The organism is Pseudonocardia sp. OZ21, from assembly GCF_059359135.1.
In genome coordinates this window covers 361,020-379,173 of the sequence record NZ_JCADBN010000005.1, presented here as the reverse complement: position 1 = coordinate 379,173, position 18,154 = coordinate 361,020, and the positions used below count along the sequence as shown (strand labels likewise).

Genomic DNA, 18,154 nt, shown 5'->3' with positions numbered 1-18,154 from the left:
CTGTTGGGGTCGGCGGCCAGTTCGCGGGCGGTCTGGGCGGGGATGGGGCCGTGGCCGGCGAGCTCGCCGGGTTCCTCGCAGATGCCGCGGAGGGTGTCGAGGAAGACGGGCGGCCGCGCGGCGGCGGCACTGCCGCAGCCGCGGGCCGCGAGATCCGCCTGATCGCCCTGGCAAGGGCGAACGCACGACTCTCGGAATGATCACGCCACGTCGACCTCCGGGACCGAGCCCGACGAGTTCGGCGAGGGGGCCCCGGTCGCGGCGCTGCTAGGCTGACACGGTGCGCACGATCGTGAAGTTCTGGTGGCCGCCGGCAGGCGGCTCCTCCGACGTGCGCTGACACTCAGCAACCCTCCCAGGCCGCCCGCGCAGGCGGCCTTCGTCGTTCCCGGGGCCGTCGCGGGGTGGCCGCCGACCCGAGGAAACACGATGCGACTCTCCGGGATCACCCCGTCCGGCCACGCCCAGCTCGGCAACCACCTGGGCGCGATCCAGCGCTGGGTGTCCGACGGCGGCCCGGACGACCTGTACTTCGTGTCCGACCTGCACGCGATGACGACCACCCACAACCCGGGCAGGCTGCGGGCGCGGACCAGCGAGATGCTGGCCGTGCTGGTGGCGTCCGGGATTCCGGCCGAGCGGGTGTTCGTGCAGTCGGATCTGGCGCGCGAGCTGGGTGCGCTGACGTGGATCCTGGAGTGCACCTGCAGCTACGGCGAGGCCGCGCGGATGATCCAGTTCAAGGAGAAGGGCAGCGGGCAGCCGGGAGTGCGGCTGAGCCTGCTGACGTATCCGGTGCTGATGGCCGCCGACATCCTGCTGCCGGGCGCGGACGAGGTCCCGGTCGGCGAGGACCAGAACCAGCACGTCGAGCTGGCGCGGGCCCTGGCCCGGCGGTTCAACAGCACCTACGGCGAGGTGTTCACGGTGCCGCGGGCGGTGCTGCCGTTGACCGGCGCGCGGGTACGCGACCTGGCCGACCCGACGCGCAAGATGTCGAAGTCGGCACAGGACTCGGCCGGGGTGGTGTTCGTGCTGGACGAGCCCGACCTGATCCGGCGCAAGGTGCGGCGGGCGGTGACGGACGGGTCGGCCGACGTCGCGTACGTGCCGCAGGAGCGTCCCGGGGTGGCGAACCTGCTGGAGATCCTGGCCGGCTGCCGTGGTGGCCGTCCGGCTGACCTGGCAGCCGAGTTCACGTCGTACGGCGCGCTCAAGGAGGCCGTGGCGGACGCGGTGATCGAGACGCTGCGCCCCATCCGCGAGCGGACGGTCGAACTGCTGGCGGACCCGGGTGAGCTGGCCAGGGTGCGCGCGGAGGGCGCCGCCCGTGCCGTGGAACGGGGGGAGCACCGCCTGGGCTCGGCGATGCGGCTGATCGGCGCGGGCGCTCAGCGGCCGGGCGCGCTCACGGGAGCGGTCGCGCACGCGTAGGCGACGCCAACCGCCACCGTCCGTGGCCTGCCGTAGGGGCGTACATCGACTTATTGGCGCTCACTTCCGGAATCACCTTTTTCGGGTGGAGTGTCGGCCGGTCGGCACTGGCACGGTCTCGTGGCTTCGGCGAGTGTCGACAATTGTCGAGGAGGGACTTCATGGCGACCATGGAAGGACCAACCCAATCTGTTCAGCCGAAGCGACCGGGCCGGACGGATGGGGTGGCGGGCGAATTCACCGTCTTCTGCAAGATCAAGCCGGGCCACGCGGATGCACTGCGCGAGGTACTCGACGAACTCATGAGCGCCCTGGGGACGGGTGACCGGGCCGCGCTGCGACAGATCGGCACGCTGCACGACGCGCGGCACGTGATCTTCGACAACGATACACAATTCATGTTCGCCAGTGTCTTCGACGGGTCCTGGGACACCTACATCGACGACTTCGCGACGACAGTGGTGGGGGAGAGGTTCGACAGAGTCTTCTCGCACGCAGAAGGGTTTCCCGGCATCAAGGATCCGAACGTGAAGGAGTGGTTCGTCTCCCAGCAGGAGCCCGCGCTCGTCTTCGTCAGCTCTTATCCCGACCTCACCGTCAAGCAGATCTGGAAGGACCAAACCATCAATGAGGCGTTCCAGGCGGTGCTCGACACCCCGGAATTCCAGGCGGCGCTCGACAATCCCGCCAACAAGGAACTGCTGGCCACACCGGCCTTCCAGAAACTGCTCGACCAAGCCGCGGGCTGACCTCGCCGAACCCACCCCGAGTGGATCGATGTGACATACCTGGGGAGACACGACAGTCATGAGCGCGGAGGCAACCGACGTACCGAGCGTGAGTCTCGAGATCGACGACATCCAGAGCGGAGCGCTGCGCCCCCGGCCGTCGCCGTACGTGGGGAAGTTCTTCGTGCTCCGCGTCGACGACCGGCGGGACGGCCGTGGCATGCTGCGGCGGCTGCTTCCGGCGGTCGACGGTGGCCTCCCCGGCCCCGATCCCGATCCCGATCACGATGCCTGGGCCTCCGTGGCCGTCACCCACCACGGTCTACGCGCTCTCGGGGTGCCCCAGGACTCGCTCGACAGCTTCCCGCTCCCGTTCCGGCAGGGGATGGCGGGCCGGGCGGACCTGATCGGTGACGTCGGCGAGAGCGATCCCGCTCACTGGGAGCCGCCCTTCGGAACATCCGATGTGCATATCGTGGTGAGTGCGATCTCGCCCGATGCGGCCCGTCTGGAAAAGGCGCTGGAGCGGGTCCGCACCGCCTACCAGGAGACGTCCGGCGTCACGGTGGTCTGGCAGCAGGACATCCACCAGCTTCCTACCGGGCGCACCACGCTCGGCTTTCGCGACGGGATCAGCCATCCTGGCATCGAGGGTAGCGGAATACTCGGCACCAATCCCCACGAGGCCCCGCTCAAGGCCGGCGAGTTCATCCTCGGCTATCCCGATGAGACCGGCAACCTGCCGCCCATGCCGCAGCCCGATGTCCTGGGTCGCAACGGCACCTACCTGGCCGTCCGCAAGATTCACACCAAGGTGGCGGCCTGGCGTCAGTACTTGACCAAGAACACATCGACCCCGGAGGAGGAGGCGCTGCTGGCGGCGAAAATGGTCGGGCGCTGGCCGAGCGGGGCGCCATTGACCCTCTCTCCCGACCGCGACGACGCGGAACTGGGCGCCGACCCGCGCCGCAACAATGATTTCCTCTACCGGGAGAACGACGATCGCGGTTTCAGATGTCCCGCCGGTGCGCATATCCGACGGGTCAACCCGCGCGATTCCGACATCATCGGGGAGGCACGGCTGCACCGCATCATCCGTCGCGGTACCACCTACGGCCCGCCGCTGCCGGAGGGTGTGCTCGAGGACGACGGCGCCGATCGGGGTCTCGTCGGAGTCTTCATCGGTGCCCACCTGGACCGGCAGTTCGAGTTCATCAAGTCCGAGTGGGTCAACGAGGGAAACTTCATCGGGTACTCGGGCGAGACGGACCCGGTGGCCGGGCATCGCGACGGAACGGGCAGCGTCACCATCCCGCAGCGGCCGGTCCGGCGGCGCCTGCAGAACATGCCGAGCTTCGTGGTCACGCGGGGCGGCGAGTATTGCTTCCTCCCGGGGTTGCGTGCCCTGCGCTGGCTCGCCGAGTTGGAGACCTGACGGCCATGGCCATCAGGTGGCACTCTGACGGGAGATCGCCTTGAGCGTGTTGCAGACACTGCAGAACCTGTTCACCCTCGCCTTCGTCGTGACGAGCATGCTGGGCATGGGCCTGAGTCTCACCGTCTCCCAGATCATCCAGCCGCTTCGGAATACGCGGTTGGTGGCCCTGGCGCTCGCCGTGAACTTCGTCGTCGTACCCGCAGTCGCGTTCGGCCTGTCCCGGATCATCCCGCTCGACCAGGACGTGCAGATCGGGTTGTTGCTGATCGGCACCGCAGCCGGCGCACCATTTCTGCCCAAACTCGCCCAGATCGCCAAGGCGGACATCGCGTTCGCCGTAGGACTGATGACGATTCTGATGCTGGTGACGATCGTCTACCTGCCGCTCGTGCTGCCGCTGCTGCTGCCGGGAATCGAGGTCAGTGCCCTGGAAATCGCGCTGTCCCTGATTGTGACCATGCTCGTGCCGCTGGTCATCGGACTGCTCATCAAGGCTCGATACGAAGGCATCGCCCAGGCCATGCAGCCGCCCATGGCGCAGATCTCGACGATCAGCCTGGTGCTGCTTCTCGTGCTGATGCTGGCACTGAATTTCAGGAACGTGCTCGACCTGTTCGGCACCGGCGCCATCATCGCCACGCTGCTGTTGATCGTGATCGCGGTCCTGGCGGGATACGTACTCGGTGGCCCGCGCACGAGCACGAAGCAGGTACTGGCACTGGGAACGGGCCAGCGGAATCTGTCGGCCGCTTTCATCATCGCGACGAGCAACTTCGCCGGCCAGCCGAACGTACTGGTCTACGTGGCCGCAGCGGGACTGGTGGGAATGGTCGTCCTGTTCCCGACGGCAGGAGAGTTCGGTAAGCGCGCCAAGGTCGTCCCGGGCACGGATCAGCCCGCGGCGTCGGGGCAGGCGTGACTGCCCGCGGAAGCCGCAGAAAGGACCGGTCGAGGTCATGGCATCACAGTTCGTTCCCTACACGCCGGACGTCGAGACCGTTGAACCCCGGTTCAACGAGGATCTGCAGACGGTCATCGAGAAGACGGAGCGCTACATCGCCGAGTCCCTCACGGCCGGCGGCACCGGCCGGGCCGTCCGCGATGCCCATGCCAAGGGGTATGGCCTCGTCCGAGGGGAGGTCGAGATCCTGGGCGGGTTGCCCGCCGAGTACGCGCAGGGCATCTATGCCACACCGGGACGACATGGTGCGCTCATCCGATTCTCCAACGGATCACCCCACGCCGGAGCGGACGCGCGGCTCGGCAGCGCGACCGGACTGGCGCTGAAGATCTTCGACATCGACGGCCCGACTCTGCTGGCGGACGAGCCCGACACGCGCACCTTCGACTACACCAACATCAACGGGCCGATCTTCTTCTGCAACACGGTCGACCACTACCTGTTCATCCAGGACCTCTTCCTCGACGCGCCGAGCTACTTCGCCCGAGGCCGGCCGGGAGCCCATCAGTTCTTCCGCGACTTCGTGACCGGAAAGGGGACGCTCGACCCGGACGACTGGGCATGGGACGAGTTCCTGGCGTTCCTGCGGCTGTCGCAGATATCCCCGGTGAACGTACTGCTGTCGACCTACTGGTCCATGGGCGCGGTCCGCCACGGCGACTACATCGCCAAGGTCCGTATCGCCCCCGACCCCGCCTTCGCCGACGCGGTGGTCCGGCGCGCTGTCGACCCGGCGTCGGCAGCGGAGGTCTTCCGGCCGGCCCTGGTGGCCGAACTGTCCGAACGCCCCTACGCCTTCGACATCCAGGTCCAGCTGAGCACCGATCTGGAGCGGATGCCGGTCGAGGACGTCACCGTGGAGTGGCCCGAGCGGCTCTCGCCGTTCGTCACGGTGGCCAAGCTGCGGATCCCACAGCAGGACATCTCCGGCGACGGCAACCTCGAGAAGATGGATGGGCTGTCCTTCACGCCGTGGCGGGTGACGGCCGAACACGCGCCTCTCGGCAACATCATGCGCGCACGCAAGAACGTCTACCGCCACTCGTCGATCCTTCGTCACAAGCTCAACGAACAGCAGCGCACAGAACCCCGCAGCGCCGACGAGTTGCTGCCGTGAACCAGCAGCGCCCGGGCGCTCTGCCGGCCGCCGGCAGGCGGCCCGACAACGAAGAACGGCGCTGACCTGCGGAAGAGTACTTCCGCCGGTCAGCGCCGCTTCAGCGCCTGGATCAGGCAGCCGACTTGGTCTCCCAGAAGATCTTGTCGATCTGGGCGATGAGGTCGAGCAGTTCCTGGCCGGTCGCCGGGTCCAAGGAGGACTTGGCGCCGTCGGCCCCGCCGCCGGCCTTCTTGGTGGCCTTGTTGAACAGCTCGTGCAGCTCCGGGTACTTCTCGAAGTGCGGCGGCTTGAAGTAGTCGGTCCAGAGCACCCACAGGTGGTGCTTGACGAGATCCGCGCGCTGCTCCTTGATCAGGATGGCCCGGCTGCGGAACTCGGGGTCCTCGTTGCTCTGGTACTTCTCCTGGATGGCCTTGACCGACTCGGCCTCGATGCGGGCCTGAGCCGGGTCATACACGCCGCAGGGGAGGTCGCAGTGCGCGGTGGCCTCCAGCCGCGGGCGGAGAATGCGGGACAGCAGCCGCATGGGTCCTCCCTGGTTGGTGATCGTTCTGGCTCGTCCGACACTACTCTGGGAGTTCTGTCGCAGCAGAGCGGCGAGGGGGTGCGCGTGCGCTGGCGGAGGGTCGCCGTACGGGGTCCGTCGATGTCGCCGACCTTGCGTGACGCCGATGTGGTGCTCGCCCGGTTCGGCGCCACCGCCCGTCCGGGGGACGTGGTGCTGGTGCGGTGGGCCGCACGTCCGGACCAGCTGTCGGTGAAGCGGGCGGTGCGCCGGTCCGGCACCGGGTGGTGGGTGCTCGGCGACAACCCCTACGGCTCCACCGACTCGCGAGCACTGGGCGAGGCCGAGGTGCTCGCCGTGGTGGCCTGGCGGCTGTGGCCGCGGCCCGGACGGCTGCGCCACTCGCGCCACTGGGCCGCACGGTCCGTTCCGGACAAAGATGACGAGCAGTGACAGCAGCGGCAGCCGGGTAACCCATCCTTACCGAGCCACCCCCACATGGATGCACCGGTGACACAGGGTGCTGACCAGCGGGTTCTCGTCCTCAACGTTAGGTAGGCCGTTTGGGCGGTCGTCCAGATCGAGCGCGATTCGGCGTCGTTGACCCGGTGAGATAGACGCCATGACCGCTGGGGGCCACGTGGATGAGCTCGGACGCCAATCAGGTGAGGGTTCGGCCGGTGGGCAGGCTGCTGGGCCGAACGAGGCCGACCGGCTGATCACTGAAGCCGCGGCACGGGCGGATCTGCTCCGCTCTCGCCACGCGGTCTTCGGCCGTGAGATGCACCCGCGGGCGGCGATGTTCCTCGCCCGCGCGGCGCGTGCCACGGCCGCCGCACCGCAGCGGGCCGAGGGGGAGCGGAGCGGGGACGCGGGCCAGGGGGAGCGGGCCACGGCGCCCACCACCGACCCGCGCGCCGTCCGGCTGGCGGAGCTCGACGAGCCCGGCGCCCGCCGGAGCTCGTCGCATGTCCTCCCGGCTCTGCGGGACGCCGTGTTCGGCAGCAGCCTTCTCCCGCACGCCACCGCGGGGCCGGAGATCGTGCCGTTGCCCGCGGCGCCCGCGCTCGTCTGCGACGGCGCCGAGCGCATCCTGCGCGTCAACTCGGCGCTGCTGCGGCTGTCGGGCCGGGACACGGACGGTCCGGCCGTCCATCCCGCCGACGCCATCCGGGGGGCGCACGAGCCCGGCGGTGGGCTGTTCGGGCTGACGTTGTCGCAGCTCGTCGTCGGCCCGGACGCCGACGCCCGGCTGGTCCGCGTGGACGGCAGCCGGGTGCGGGTGCGGGTGGTCCGCTGGGAGCTGCCGGGCGCCGGTCTCTCGGCCGTCGTGCTGGTCGAGCTGGACGACTGCTCGGCTCTCCAGAGCCGAGTGGTCGACCCGGGCTGGACCGCGGAGCTGGAGAGGTTGGCGCGGGTGGGCACCTGGACGTTCGACCTGGCCACGTCCACCCTGCACCGCAGCGAGACGCTGCAGGAGCTCTACCGCTCCCTCGGTGTGGACCCCGACGGTGCCGGGTCGGCACCGGTCGAGGGCCAGCAGGTGGCACTGCTGTGTCAGAGCCTGCGTTCCGGGGCGCGCACCGGCGACCATCACCTCGACCTGACGTTGCCCGGCAACCGGATGCTCAGCTGCCGGGCCGAGGTGGAGTGCTCCGACGACGGCACGCCGGTGCGGCTGGTCGGGGTCGTCCACGACGTGAGCGCGGAACGGCTGGCACGCAGGCGGGTGGAGCTGTCGGGTCAGCGCTTCGCCGACCTGATGTCCATCGTCCCGGCCGGTGTCGCGCTGGTGGACCCCTCGGGCCGGGTGGTCGACGCCAACCCGGGCCTGTGCCGGCTGCTCGACACCTCGCTGGAGCGCCTGCGCGGGATCCAGGCGGCAACGCTGTCGGTCGACGAGCTGTTGAGCCCGGAGACCTGGCCGGTCGAGGTGCCCGGGGCGGATGCCGGCCCGGTGCTCCCCGGCTGGCTGCGACCGGTACCGGCCGGTGCCCGCCACGCCTACCGGGTCGGTGCCGCGCCACTGCGGCGCGGCGACGGCACCACCGTGTGGTGCGAGATGGCGGTGTCGGTCACCTCCGCCGATGACGGCGGCTGGTTCTGGCTGGTCGCGTGCACCGACATCTCCGATCGGCGGCGCGCCGCCGAGGTGCTGCGGAGCGCGGGCACGGTGGACGAGCTGACCCGGCTGCCCAACAGGGCCGCCTGTCTCGAACTCGTGGACCGGCTCCTCACGGGAGCGTCCCGGTACCGGGTGGCGGTGGTCTGCGGCGACCTCGACGACTTCGCCAGGGTCAACTCGTCACTCGGCCACGAGGCGGGCGACGACCTGCTGCTCACCCTGGCGGGCCGGTTGCAGCGGGAGCTCCCGGTGAGCTGCACCGCCGGCAGGCTGTCGGGTGACGAGTTCGTGGTGATCTGCTCCGACTTCACCGAGGTGGGAGGTCCGGAGCTGCTCGCCAAGGTGGTCGCCGACCTGCTCACCACCACGATCACGGTGCACGGCAGGCCGGTGCAGCTCACCGCGTCGGTCGGGCTCGCCACGTCCGTCGGGACGAGCGAGGCGCGCGCCGCCGACCTGCTCCGGTTCGCGGAGGCCGCGATGCACGACGCGAAGCGACACCAGAGCAGGGGCGCGATCGGGATGGCCACCGACGGCATCGTGAGCTCCGCGACCCAGGCCCTGGATCTCGAGGCCGAGCTGCGGGAGGCCATCGCAGGCGACTCGCTCGTGCTGGAGTACCAGCCGGTGGTCGGCCCGGACGGCACGGTGCTCTCCGCGGAGGCCCTGGTCCGCTGGCCGCACCCGGACCGGGGGCTCATCTCGCCCGCCGACTTCCTGCCGGTCGCGCAGCGCAGCGGCCTGCTGCGCGAGCTGGACCTGTGGGTGCTGCGGACGGCCGCGCGCGAAGCGGCAGGCTGGCCGGAGCACCGCGGCCGCAAGCCGGCCATCGCGATCAACCTGGCGGGCCTGCTGCCCAGTGAGGTCGACTTCCTCACCGTGGTGAGCGGTATCGTCGCCGAGACCGGGCTGGCGTGGAACCGGCTCGTCCTGGAACTGGTGGAGACCAGCCTCGTCGCGCTGCCGCCGCACGCGCTGGCCGCGATGGCCGAGCTGGTGGAGCGAGGGCTGCGGTTCGCCGTCGACGACTTCGGCACGGGGTACTCCTCTCTCGCCCGGCTGAAAGAGCTCCCCGCGCAGACCGTCAAGGTCGACCGGTCGTTCGTCACCGGCATCGCCGACTGTCCCGCCGACTTCGCGGTGGCCCGCGCGGTCGTCGACATGGCGAGGGCGATGGGCCGCACCACCGTGGCCGAGGGTGTCGAGACCGCCGACCAGTTCCACGTGCTGCGCGGCATCGGCGTCGACGCCTACCAGGGGTGGCTCTTCTCCCGGCCACTGCCTGCGGTGCGGCTCCGTGACGTGCTGCTGCGGGGCAGGATCCCCACTCCGGCATCGGCCCCTCCCACCCCGTAGTCGATCTCGGTCGGGGCACGATCTGTCGCGGCTGTCGGTGGACCGGGATAGCCTCGTGTGACGCGGCGACCGGCAAGAGGTCGTCGGTGAACACGGAGGTCTCCCGGATGATCGAGTTCCGGGGCGTGACCAAGCGCTTCCCCGACGGCACAGTCGCAGTCGACCAGCTCGACCTCACACTGGACGCGGGGAAGATCACGGTCTTCGTCGGTCCGTCGGGATGTGGCAAGACCACGTCGTTGCGGATGGTCAACCGAATGATCGAGATCACTGAGGGCACGATCACGATCGACGGGCGCGACATCACGGCGGTCGATGCCGCCGAACTGCGCCGCGGCATCGGTTACGTCATCCAGCAGGCGGGGCTCTTCCCCCACCGCACGATCCTCGACAACATCGCCACGGTCCCGCTGCTGCTGGGATGGCCCAAGGTGAAGGCCCGGCAGCGCGCCACCGAACTGATGGAGGTCGTCGGCCTCTCTCCGGAGATGGCCCGGCGCTATCCCGGGCAGCTGTCGGGCGGACAGCAGCAGCGTGTCGGGGTGGCCAGGGCACTCGCGGCCGACCCGCCGATCCTGCTGATGGACGAGCCGTTCAGCGCGGTCGACCCGGTGGTGCGGGAGAACCTGCAGGACGAACTGCTGCGACTGCAGGCCGATCTGGGCAAGACGATCCTGTTCGTCACCCACGACATCGACGAGGCGGTCAAGCTCGGCGACAAGGTCGCGGTGCTCCGCACCGGTGGGGTGCTCGCCCAGTACGACGAGCCCGGCAGGCTGCTCGCGCGCCCGGCCGACGACTTCGTCGACGGTTTCGTCGGGCGCGACCGCGGCTACCGCGGCCTGGGCTTCCTGTCCTCGGCCGCGCTGCCGCTGGGCGAGCTCTCCACGGTCACGCTCGGCGAATCGCTTCCCGACGGCGCCGGGTGGGTCCTGGTCGTCGACGGCGCGCAGCAGCCGCTGGGCTGGATCCACGGGTCCGGCCGCAACGGCGCACCCACCGTCGAGCACGACCACCTCATTCCCGGGGGCTCGCTGTACGAGGTGGAGTCGGGGTCGCTGCGCAGCGCGCTCGACGCCGCGCTCTCGTCGCCGTCCGGCCAGGGGGTGGCCGTCGACGGCACGGGGAGCGTCGCCGGTTCGGTGAGCGCCGACGACGTGTTGCGCGCACTCGAGGACGCCCGGCCCGATCCCGCGGCAGCATGAGAGGCATGCGCCGATGACGTGGGTACTGGGCAACCTCGAGCTGATCCGGGATCTGACCGTGGAGCACCTGGTGTTCGCGCTCGTCCCCGTCGTGCTCGGGGTCGTTCTCTCGCTCCCGCTGGGCTGGCTGGCCAACCGCACGGGTCTCGGGCGCACGTTCACGATCAACGTGGCGGGTCTGCTCTACACCGTGCCGTCGCTCGCGCTGTTCGTGATCCTCCCGCCGCTGCTCGGCACGCAGATCCTCGACCCGATCAACGTGATCGTGGCGCTCACGGTCTACACGGTCGCCCTGCTGGTCCGCACGGTCGCCGACGCGCTCTCGGCGGTGCCTGCCGTGGTGGTCAACGCGGCCACGGCCATGGGATACCGGCCCGTGCGCCGCTTCCTCGCGGTTGAGCTGCCCCTTGCGGTGCCGGTCGTGGTGGCCGGCATCAGGGTGGCCGCGGTGTCCTCGATCAGCCTGGTCACGGTCGGGTCGGTGATCGGGTTCGGCGGGCTCGGCAAGATGTTCACCGACGGCTTCCAGCGGAGCATCCCACAGGAGATCATCGCCGGGATCGTGCTGGTACTCGTGATGGCGCTGGTCGTCGACGCCGCGCTGGTGGGCATCGGGCGCCTGCTCACCCCGTGGAGCAGGCCCGTCACCACGGCGAGGAGCGCGGCATGAACTACTTCGGGTGGCTCTTCGACCCCACCAACTGGACCCAACAGGGCGGCGTGTTCCAACGCCTGATGGAGCACATCGGCTACACGGCCCTCACGATGGTCATCGCGCTGGTCCTGGCGGTACCGCTCGGCGCCTGGATCGGGCACACCGGCCGTGGTGGGTTCCTGGTGGTTGGGCTGGCCAACGGCCTGCGCGCGCTACCCACGCTCGGCCTGCTCGTGCTGCTGGTCGGAGCGATCGGGATCGGCCTGATCGGGCCACTGATCGCGCTGGTCATCCTCGCCGTCCCACCCATTCTCGCGGGCACCTACGCCGGGGTGCGCAACGTCGACAGCGCGGTGGTCGACGCGGCGCGCGGCATGGGTATGCGTGGGCGCGACGTGCTGTTCCGGGTGGAGCTGCCCAACGCGTTGCCTCTCGTCGTCGGCGGCATCCGCAGTTCGGTGCTGCAGGTGATCTCCACCGCCACGATCGCCGCCTACGTCGCGCTCGGCGGGCTCGGGCGGTTCATCGTCGACGGCCTCGCCGTGCGCGACTTCCCGCAGATGATCGGCGGTTCGATACTCGTCGCCGCGCTCGCCATCGCGTGCGACCTGCTGCTCGCCGCGCTCCAGAAGCTGCTCGTCTCGCCAGGCCTCCAGACGGCTCCCGCGCGGGGCCGCAGGCTGCGGGCCGTGCCCGACCCCCGACCCGCCTCGCAGGCGGCCTGAACCCGTTCCCAGCCGAAGGACCACCTGATGAGACGTACCCAGATCGCCCGCTTGGCCGCACTGGCGGCCATCTCCGTCCTCGCCCTCGCGGCGTGCGGCGGCGGCTCCGACCCGCTCAACTCGGGAGGTAACTCCGCTGCGCCCTCCGACACGATCATCGTGGGGTCGGCCAACTTCACCGAGAACCAGATCCTCGCCGAGATCTACGCCCAGGCGCTCCAGGCCAAGGGCATCAACGTGGAGAAGAAGCTCAACATCGGCAGCCGTGAGACGTACTTCCCGGGTCTGCAGGACGGTTCCATCGACCTGATCCCGGAGTACACGGGCGTGCTCCTGCAGTTCCTCAACAAGCAGGCCACGGAGACCGCCCCGGACGCCGTGTACACGGCCCTGAAGTCGGCGCTGCCGGGCAGCCTCACGGTGCTCGACAGGTCGGCGGCCGAGGACAAGGACGCCGTGGTCGTCACGAGGGAGACCGCCACCCGGCTGAACGCCACGAGCCTCGCCGATCTCGCTCCCAACTGCGGGCAGCTGACGTTCGGCGGGCCCCCGGAGTTCCAGACCCGCCCCGACGGCATCCCCGGCATCGCCGAGACCTACGGGTGCAACTTCAAGGAGTACCGGTCCCTCGACGCGGGTGGCCCGCTCACCGTCTCGGCGCTGAAGAACGGCGACGTGCAGGCCGCCGACATCTTCACCACCGACGCGTCGATCCCGGCCAACGACTTCGTGGTGCTCACCGACCCGAAGGACAACTTCGCCGCGCAGAACGTCGTGCCGCTGATCAACAAGGCGAAGGTCAACGACACGGTCACGCAGGTGCTCAACGGCGTCTCGGCCAAGCTCACCACCGAGAACCTCACCGCTCTCAACGCGGAGGCTGCGAGCGACACGAAGCCGTCGGCGGAGACGGTGGCGAAGAACTGGCTCACCCAGAACGGCCTGGGGTGACCATGTCGGGCACTGGTGCAGTTCCGGGTGCGGTCCCGGGTGTTGTCGGGGCGGTCGGGGCGCTGCGCCGGTACCCGGTCAAGTCGATGCTCGGCGAGCCGCTCACCGAGGCCGTTCTCACGGAGGGCGGGGTCGAGGGCGATCGCCTGCTCGCCCTGCTCGACACGGCCACGGGGCGGGTCGCCACGGCCAAGCACCCCCGGCTCTGGCGGGCGTTGCTCGGGTTTACGGCCACCCGCGAGGGCGCCGGGGTGCGCATCACCCTTCCCGACGGCCGCACGGTCGGCGCAGCCGACGAGGGCATCGACGAGCTGTTGTCGGCGGTCCTGGGGCGCACCGTGGTGCTGGCGGGCACCCGGCCAGCCGGTGCCACGGTGGAACGGCCGGACCCGGTGGACGTGATGGCGGACGGGGTCGAGGCCGACGTGCCGTACGCAACGTTGGAGATCGCGCAGGGCACCAGCGGCTCGTCGTTCGTCGACTACGCCCCGGTGCACATCATCACCACCGCCACGCTCGACCGCATCGGCACCGAGGCGGTGCGCTACCGGCCCAACATCGTCGTCGACAGCACACAGGGGTCCCCCTTCTCCGAGAACGACTGGGTCGGCCGGGACATCACGATCGGCGAGGTCCGGCTGTGCGGCACGCTGCCCACCCCGCGCTGCTCGGTGCCGACCCTCGAACACGGGTCGCTGCCACGTGCCCTGCACGCCGTGCGCACGCTGCTCACGGAGAACCGGGTGGACGTGCCCGGCTTCGGCGTGCTGCCGTGCGCAGGCGTCTACGCCGAGGTGCTCCACGGTGGCGTGGTGCGCGAGGGTGACCAGGTCGTCCTGGGCTAGTGCGCCGGTCAGCGGTAGCCGGTGGTGTCCGCCGGCTTGCCCGCGTCCTGCACCTCCACCACGTAGCGCCAGGCGTCGGGCGCGGAGCCGTCGAGATCGGTGAACCCGTACTCGAGCGCCAGGCCGCCCGACGAGAGCGAAGCGCCCTGCCAGCGGTCCCGATGCGGGTCGGCCGCCAGCGCCGCCACCGCGCGGCCGACGAAGTGGGGTGTCTCGGAGATGGCGAAGTGCGGTTGCTTCGCGCAGGCGTCGCGCCAGCTGGCCTCGGTGACGCCGTAGACGTCCAGCATGAGCTCCGATCGCAGCCAGCCCGGCGTCACGGCCACCGCGGTGGCGCCGTGGCCGCCGACCTCGTGGGCCCAGCTTCGGGCCAGCCGGATCGGCGTGATCTTCGCGAGGTCGTAGAACACGTTGATGCGGTAGTTCTCGGCGTTGTACGAGGCGGTGCCGTCGGTGACCTCGACGACCAGCCCCCCGGGGTTGCGGATCAGCAGCGGGAACGCGTGGTGCGCGGTGACGAGGTGGGTGTCGACGGCGAGCCGGAGCAGCCGCAGCCCGTCGTCGAGGGAGTGCTCCCACACCGGCTTGTCCCATTCCGCCAGGAAGTCGCCGCCGAAGATGTCGTTCACCAGCACGTCGAGGCGGCCCTGTTCGGCGTCGATGCGGGCCACGAGCGCCTCGACCTGATCGGACACGAGGTGGTCGGTGGGCACCGCGATCCCGGTGCCACCCGCCGCGCTGACCAGCTCGGCAGTCTCCTCGATGGTCTCGGGCCGGTCGTACTCGCTGCGCTTGCCCCGGGTGGACCGCCCGGTCACGTACACGGTGGCCCCGGCCGCGCCGAGCTCCACCGCGATGCCCCGGCCCGCTCCTCGGGTGGCGCCCGCAACCAGGGCCACGCGGTCGGTGAGTGGCCTGTTCTCTGCCGTCATGGGCTCAACGGTGACAGGTTTCCCTGCCATCTCCTGTCGAGATAACGGCGGTCAGCTCGGTAAGGACGGTCATCCCACTGCTCGGGCACCGTCAGCCAGGGGCGCGGGCCACCCGCAGCGTGCGCACCGCCGACCGGATCACCACGGCGCACACCAGCGCGCTCACCGTGAACGCCGGAAGCGCGAACGGCTTCGTGACGAGCATGGCGGCTGTCGCCGGTCCGTTGACCAGGTTCATCAGCACGCCGGTGCCGCCGCAGACGACCGCACCGGTCACACCGGTGAGACCCGCCAGCACCGCGACCTGCCGGGTGGGGGCCGCTCGGAGGAACGTGACCGCGAGCAGGACGACGGCGACGGCTGCCACCAGGAAGCTCGCTGTGTCCTGCAGGCGCGCCAGCGCCACGACGAGCGCTGGGGGTGGCCTCGTGTCCCAGGACACCCCGTTGCGCCAGAGCAGGTCCCAGCCGAACGTCATCCCCGGGAAGGCCACCAGGAGCAGCAGTGCCGCCCACCGGCTCTGCCGCGCCACGAGTTCGTGCTGGTAGAGCGGGGCGATCTCGCGGACGGCGCCGAACTCGCGCACGGCGCGCACCGCCGCCTCCTGCGGAGCGAGCCCGCACGTGCGGTAGGCGGCGACGGCGTCGTGCAGTCCGTCGCGTGCCTCGCGCAGCATGCTCCGCCGGACGCGGGCCGGTCCGTGCAGCATCCGCGCCAACTCGGCGAGGTGCTGGTCGACCGGATCCTGGACGGTCACGACAGGCCTCCCGCCGGCCGTCCGGCGGCGGGCCGCAGCACCGCATCCACGACGGCGCTGAACTCGTTCCACTCGGCGCGCTGGCCGGCGAGGGCGTGGCGCCCGGATCGGGTGAGTGTGTACGTGCGCCGCTCGCGACCGGCGACGGTGCTCCAGGTGCCGGAGAGCAGCGCCGCGCGCTCGAGCCTGCGCAGCGCCGGGTAGACGGTGCCGGTGGGCAGGTCGAGGGCCCCACCGCTGCGCGTCTGCAGCGCTTCGATGATCGCGTAGCCGTGGCGGGGTCCGTCCTCGAGCACGGCGAGGATCAGCCCGTCGAGGTGGCCGCGGACGGCGTCGGGTCGCACGAGTAGGAACTCTACCTACTCCCACCTGCCGCGCATCAGGGCACGGATCAGGGACATCCCCGATTCATGTGTAGCCACGCTACTTATAGCGTCTTCGAGCGTGGACACTCTCGCTCCGGTCGCGCCGGTCGTGCGCAGACCTCGAATCTCGTTGTGGACGCTCCGGGTGGTGATCACCGTGCACGCGCTGGCGGTGCTCGCCCAGCCCGTACTGGCCGGGTTGTTCCTCACCGGCGACGTCGACGCGATCGGCGTGCACGGCATCGTCGGATCGCTGCTGGTCCTGGCCGGGATGGTGGCGATCGGCGTGGCACTGGCCTACGTGCTCGGCGGCCGGGGCCGGTTGTGGGTACTGCCGGTGGCGGCCCTGCTCTTCCTCGCCGACGCGTTCCAGGTCGCGGCGGGCTACGCACGGCAGCTGGAACTGCACATCCCGCTCGGAGTCGCGATCGTCGTCATCTCGGTGCTCCTGGCCGCCTGGGCGTGGAGCCCGTCGGCGGCCCGGCCGCGGACCCGGCGATGACGCCGCTGTCCCGCCGCGGCTTCCTCGGGCTGCTCGGCGCGGCGGGCGCCGGGGTCGCGCTGGCCGGTTGCGGGCTGGGTTCGACGCCGGGCCAGACGGGGGAGCAGCTGGTCAGTGCGCTGCCGTTGCCCGAACCGTTCCGGGTGCCGCTACCCGTGCCGCCCGTGGCGCGTCCCGTCGGGACCGACCCGACCGGGGCCGACCTCTACCGCGTGACGCAGCGCGTGGCCGACCTGGAGATCCTCCCCGGGCTGCGCACCCCGGTGCTCGGCTACGACGGGATCTTTCCCGGCCCCACGTTCGAGACCCGCCGGGGCCGGCCCGTCGTGGTGCTGCACCGCAACGAGCTGCCCGTGCCCACCGTGGTGCACCTGCACGGCGGGCACACCCCCGCCGAGAGCGACGGCTGGCCACTGGATCTGGTGCTCCCCGTGGGCAGCACCGCCGACCCGACGACGCACCACGGGATGCTCGGCGACCTCGCCGCCGGCGAGCGCCCGTACCGCTACCCGATGGACCAGCGCGCGGCGATGCTCTGGTACCACGACCACCGCATGGACTTCACCGGTCCGGCGATCTACCGGGGTCTCGCCGGTATCCACCTGGTGCGCGACGACGTGGAGGACGCGCTGCCCCTTCCCCGAGGCGAGCGCGAGCTGCCGCTGATGATCTGCGACCGGGCGTTCGCCGAGGACGGCTCCTTCGCCTACCCGGGGCTGGACCAGGGGATGCGTTCCGTGCCCGGTGTCGAGGACGACTGGATGGAGGGGGTGCTCGGCGACGTCGTGCTGGTCAACGGGGCGCCGTGGCCGGTGCACGAGGTCGACGCGGCGCGCTACCGGCTGCGGCTGCTCAACTCCTCGAACGCCCGCCGGTACCGGCTCGTGCTGCAGGCGCCGGGTGCATCGGACCTGCCGCTCGTCCAGATCGGGTCCGACAGCGGGCTGCTCGCCGCCCCGGTGACGCACCAGGCACTCGACATCGCCGCAGGCGAACGGTTCGACGTGGTCGTCGACTTCACGGCGCTGCCGGTCGGCACCGAGGTCACGATGGTCAACCCGCTGGGAACGGGCCGGACGACCGACGTCATGCGGTTCCGGGTGGTGCGCACCGGGAAGGACGACAGCCGGGTTCCCGAGCGGCTCGCGGACGTGGAGCCGCTCGTGCCGCCGCCCGGCGCCCTCCGGCGGACGTTCCGGTTCACCCGCGGCGCGGTCGGCGACCACCGGGGCTGGGCGATCAACGGCACCACCTTCGATCCGCAACGCTCACTCGCCGACATCCCGCTCGGCCAGACCGAGGTGTGGCGGTTCGTCAGCGACGTGCACCACCCCGTGCACGTGCACCTCGACGCGTTCCAGGTGCTGCGGCGGGGCAGCTTCGGGCCGGGGCCCTACGACGGCGGGTGGAAGGACACGGTGGACATCCGGCCCGGGGAGATCGTCGACGTCGCGGTGCGGTTCGAGCACCATGCAGGCCGGTTCGTCTTCCACTGCCACAACCTGGAGCACGAGGACATGGCGATGATGGCGACGATCCGCACGGTGTGA

The 18,154-nt window shown here is 70.6% G+C and carries 19 protein-coding genes; 15 read left to right on the top strand and 4 right to left on the bottom strand.

Translation table 11 applies throughout. The features are described from left to right. Positions 1-50 precede the first annotated feature (50 nt). The 6 genes from AC5L35_RS14755 to AC5L35_RS14730 all read left to right on the top strand — a co-directional run bounded on the left by AC5L35_RS14755 (position 51) and on the right by AC5L35_RS14730 (position 5,678). A complete protein-coding gene (locus tag AC5L35_RS14755) occupies positions 51-200 on the top strand; it encodes a hypothetical protein (RefSeq protein ID WP_495060184.1) in 150 nt (49 codons plus the stop codon). 229 nt (positions 201-429) lie between these two features. Continuing rightward, complete coding sequence (gene trpS, locus AC5L35_RS14750; protein WP_495060183.1) at positions 430-1,434, top strand: tryptophan--tRNA ligase; 1,005 nt, start codon at positions 430-432, stop codon at positions 1,432-1,434. Positions 1,435-1,595: 161 nt separating this feature from the next. Then, the gene (locus AC5L35_RS14745; protein WP_495060182.1) at positions 1,596-2,183 is read left to right on the top strand and encodes a hypothetical protein; all 588 of its coding nucleotides are present in this window, start codon (positions 1,596-1,598) and stop codon (positions 2,181-2,183) included. Between the two features lie 58 nt (positions 2,184-2,241). Beyond that, positions 2,242-3,597 carry a Dyp-type peroxidase gene (locus tag AC5L35_RS14740; RefSeq protein ID WP_495060181.1) on the top strand — a complete coding sequence of 452 codons (1,356 nt, stop codon included), beginning with the start codon at positions 2,242-2,244 and terminating at the stop codon, positions 3,595-3,597. 46 nt (positions 3,598-3,643) lie between these two features. Beyond that, positions 3,644-4,519 carry a bile acid:sodium symporter family protein gene (locus AC5L35_RS14735; protein ID WP_495060392.1) on the top strand — a complete coding sequence of 292 codons (876 nt, stop codon included), beginning with the start codon at positions 3,644-3,646 and terminating at the stop codon, positions 4,517-4,519. 37 nt (positions 4,520-4,556) lie between these two features. Next, positions 4,557-5,678, top strand: a complete 1,122-nt coding sequence (locus tag AC5L35_RS14730; protein WP_495060180.1) for a catalase family protein — start codon at positions 4,557-4,559, stop codon at positions 5,676-5,678. A 112-nt stretch (positions 5,679-5,790) separates the two neighbouring features. Here AC5L35_RS14730 and sodN read toward each other — a convergent pair whose 3' ends face one another. Beyond that, a complete protein-coding gene (gene sodN, locus AC5L35_RS14725; protein ID WP_495060179.1) occupies positions 5,791-6,207 on the bottom strand; it encodes a superoxide dismutase, Ni in 417 nt (138 codons plus the stop codon). Between the two features lie 78 nt (positions 6,208-6,285). Here sodN and AC5L35_RS14720 point away from each other — a divergent pair, with 78 nt between their 5' ends. The 7 genes from AC5L35_RS14720 (at position 6,286) to AC5L35_RS14690 (ending at position 14,048) form a co-directional block, all read left to right on the top strand. Further along, positions 6,286-6,639 carry a S26 family signal peptidase gene (locus AC5L35_RS14720; protein WP_495060178.1) on the top strand — a complete coding sequence of 118 codons (354 nt, stop codon included), beginning with the start codon at positions 6,286-6,288 and terminating at the stop codon, positions 6,637-6,639. A 169-nt stretch (positions 6,640-6,808) separates the two neighbouring features. Then, positions 6,809-9,667: a putative bifunctional diguanylate cyclase/phosphodiesterase gene (locus AC5L35_RS14715; protein ID WP_495060177.1), complete on the top strand. Its 2,859-nt coding sequence runs from the start codon at positions 6,809-6,811 to the stop codon at positions 9,665-9,667. 107 nt (positions 9,668-9,774) lie between these two features. Beyond that, positions 9,775-10,872: an ABC transporter ATP-binding protein gene (locus AC5L35_RS14710; RefSeq protein ID WP_495060391.1), complete on the top strand. Its 1,098-nt coding sequence runs from the start codon at positions 9,775-9,777 to the stop codon at positions 10,870-10,872. A 13-nt stretch (positions 10,873-10,885) separates the two neighbouring features. Continuing rightward, a complete protein-coding gene (locus AC5L35_RS14705) occupies positions 10,886-11,542 on the top strand; it encodes an ABC transporter permease (protein ID WP_495060176.1) in 657 nt (218 codons plus the stop codon). Then, positions 11,539-12,252 (top strand): ABC transporter permease, encoded by a 714-nt coding sequence (locus AC5L35_RS14700; RefSeq protein WP_495060175.1) that lies wholly within the window; start codon positions 11,539-11,541, stop codon positions 12,250-12,252. The genes AC5L35_RS14705 and AC5L35_RS14700 overlap by 4 nt, the downstream gene beginning before the upstream one ends. Positions 12,253-12,279: 27 nt before the next feature. After that, the gene (locus AC5L35_RS14695; protein ID WP_495060174.1) at positions 12,280-13,203 is read left to right on the top strand and encodes an ABC transporter substrate-binding protein; all 924 of its coding nucleotides are present in this window, start codon (positions 12,280-12,282) and stop codon (positions 13,201-13,203) included. Positions 13,204-13,205: 2 nt separating this feature from the next. Continuing rightward, on the top strand, positions 13,206-14,048 hold the full coding sequence (locus AC5L35_RS14690; protein ID WP_495060173.1) for an MOSC domain-containing protein: 843 nt from the start codon (positions 13,206-13,208) through the stop codon (positions 14,046-14,048). 8 nt (positions 14,049-14,056) lie between these two features. Here AC5L35_RS14690 and AC5L35_RS14685 read toward each other — a convergent pair whose 3' ends face one another. The 3 genes from AC5L35_RS14685 to AC5L35_RS14675 form a co-directional block, all read right to left on the bottom strand. Continuing rightward, on the bottom strand, positions 14,057-14,980 hold the full coding sequence (locus tag AC5L35_RS14685; RefSeq protein ID WP_495060172.1) for an SDR family oxidoreductase: 924 nt from the start codon (positions 14,978-14,980) through the stop codon (positions 14,057-14,059). Between the two features lie 91 nt (positions 14,981-15,071). Then, entirely contained in the window at positions 15,072-15,737 is a 666-nt protein-coding gene (locus tag AC5L35_RS14680) for a permease prefix domain 1-containing protein (protein ID WP_495060171.1), read from the bottom strand. Continuing rightward, positions 15,734-16,081: a PadR family transcriptional regulator gene (locus AC5L35_RS14675; RefSeq protein ID WP_169396783.1), complete on the bottom strand. Its 348-nt coding sequence runs from the start codon at positions 16,079-16,081 to the stop codon at positions 15,734-15,736. The genes AC5L35_RS14680 and AC5L35_RS14675 overlap by 4 nt, the downstream gene beginning before the upstream one ends. Positions 16,082-16,181: 100 nt before the next feature. On the opposite strand from AC5L35_RS14675, the gene AC5L35_RS14670 reads away from it, so the two are divergent. Together AC5L35_RS14670 and AC5L35_RS14665 are read left to right on the top strand one after the other, a co-directional pair. After that, a complete protein-coding gene (locus tag AC5L35_RS14670) occupies positions 16,182-16,604 on the top strand; it encodes a hypothetical protein (RefSeq protein WP_495060170.1) in 423 nt (140 codons plus the stop codon). Then, positions 16,601-18,154: a multicopper oxidase family protein gene (locus AC5L35_RS14665; protein WP_495060169.1), complete on the top strand. Its 1,554-nt coding sequence runs from the start codon at positions 16,601-16,603 to the stop codon at positions 18,152-18,154. Before AC5L35_RS14670 ends, AC5L35_RS14665 begins: the two co-directional genes overlap by 4 nt.

Coding starts and splice junctions, on each gene's coding strand:
- trpS (WP_495060183.1), top strand. CDS start 430: ATGCGACTCTCCGGGATCACCCCGTCCGGCCACGCCCAGCTCGGCAAC.
- AC5L35_RS14745 (WP_495060182.1), top strand. CDS start 1,596: ATGGCGACCATGGAAGGACCAACCCAATCTGTTCAGCCGAAGCGACCG.
- AC5L35_RS14740 (WP_495060181.1), top strand. CDS start 2,242: ATGAGCGCGGAGGCAACCGACGTACCGAGCGTGAGTCTCGAGATCGAC.
- AC5L35_RS14730 (WP_495060180.1), top strand. CDS start 4,557: ATGGCATCACAGTTCGTTCCCTACACGCCGGACGTCGAGACCGTTGAA.
- sodN (WP_495060179.1), bottom strand. CDS start 6,207: ATGCGGCTGCTGTCCCGCATTCTCCGCCCGCGGCTGGAGGCCACCGCG.
- AC5L35_RS14715 (WP_495060177.1), top strand. CDS start 6,809: ATGACCGCTGGGGGCCACGTGGATGAGCTCGGACGCCAATCAGGTGAG.
- AC5L35_RS14710 (WP_495060391.1), top strand. CDS start 9,775: ATGATCGAGTTCCGGGGCGTGACCAAGCGCTTCCCCGACGGCACAGTC.
- AC5L35_RS14705 (WP_495060176.1), top strand. CDS start 10,886: ATGACGTGGGTACTGGGCAACCTCGAGCTGATCCGGGATCTGACCGTG.
- AC5L35_RS14700 (WP_495060175.1), top strand. CDS start 11,539: ATGAACTACTTCGGGTGGCTCTTCGACCCCACCAACTGGACCCAACAG.
- AC5L35_RS14695 (WP_495060174.1), top strand. CDS start 12,280: ATGAGACGTACCCAGATCGCCCGCTTGGCCGCACTGGCGGCCATCTCC.
- AC5L35_RS14690 (WP_495060173.1), top strand. CDS start 13,206: ATGTCGGGCACTGGTGCAGTTCCGGGTGCGGTCCCGGGTGTTGTCGGG.
- AC5L35_RS14685 (WP_495060172.1), bottom strand. CDS start 14,980: ATGACGGCAGAGAACAGGCCACTCACCGACCGCGTGGCCCTGGTTGCG.
- AC5L35_RS14665 (WP_495060169.1), top strand. CDS start 16,601: ATGACGCCGCTGTCCCGCCGCGGCTTCCTCGGGCTGCTCGGCGCGGCG.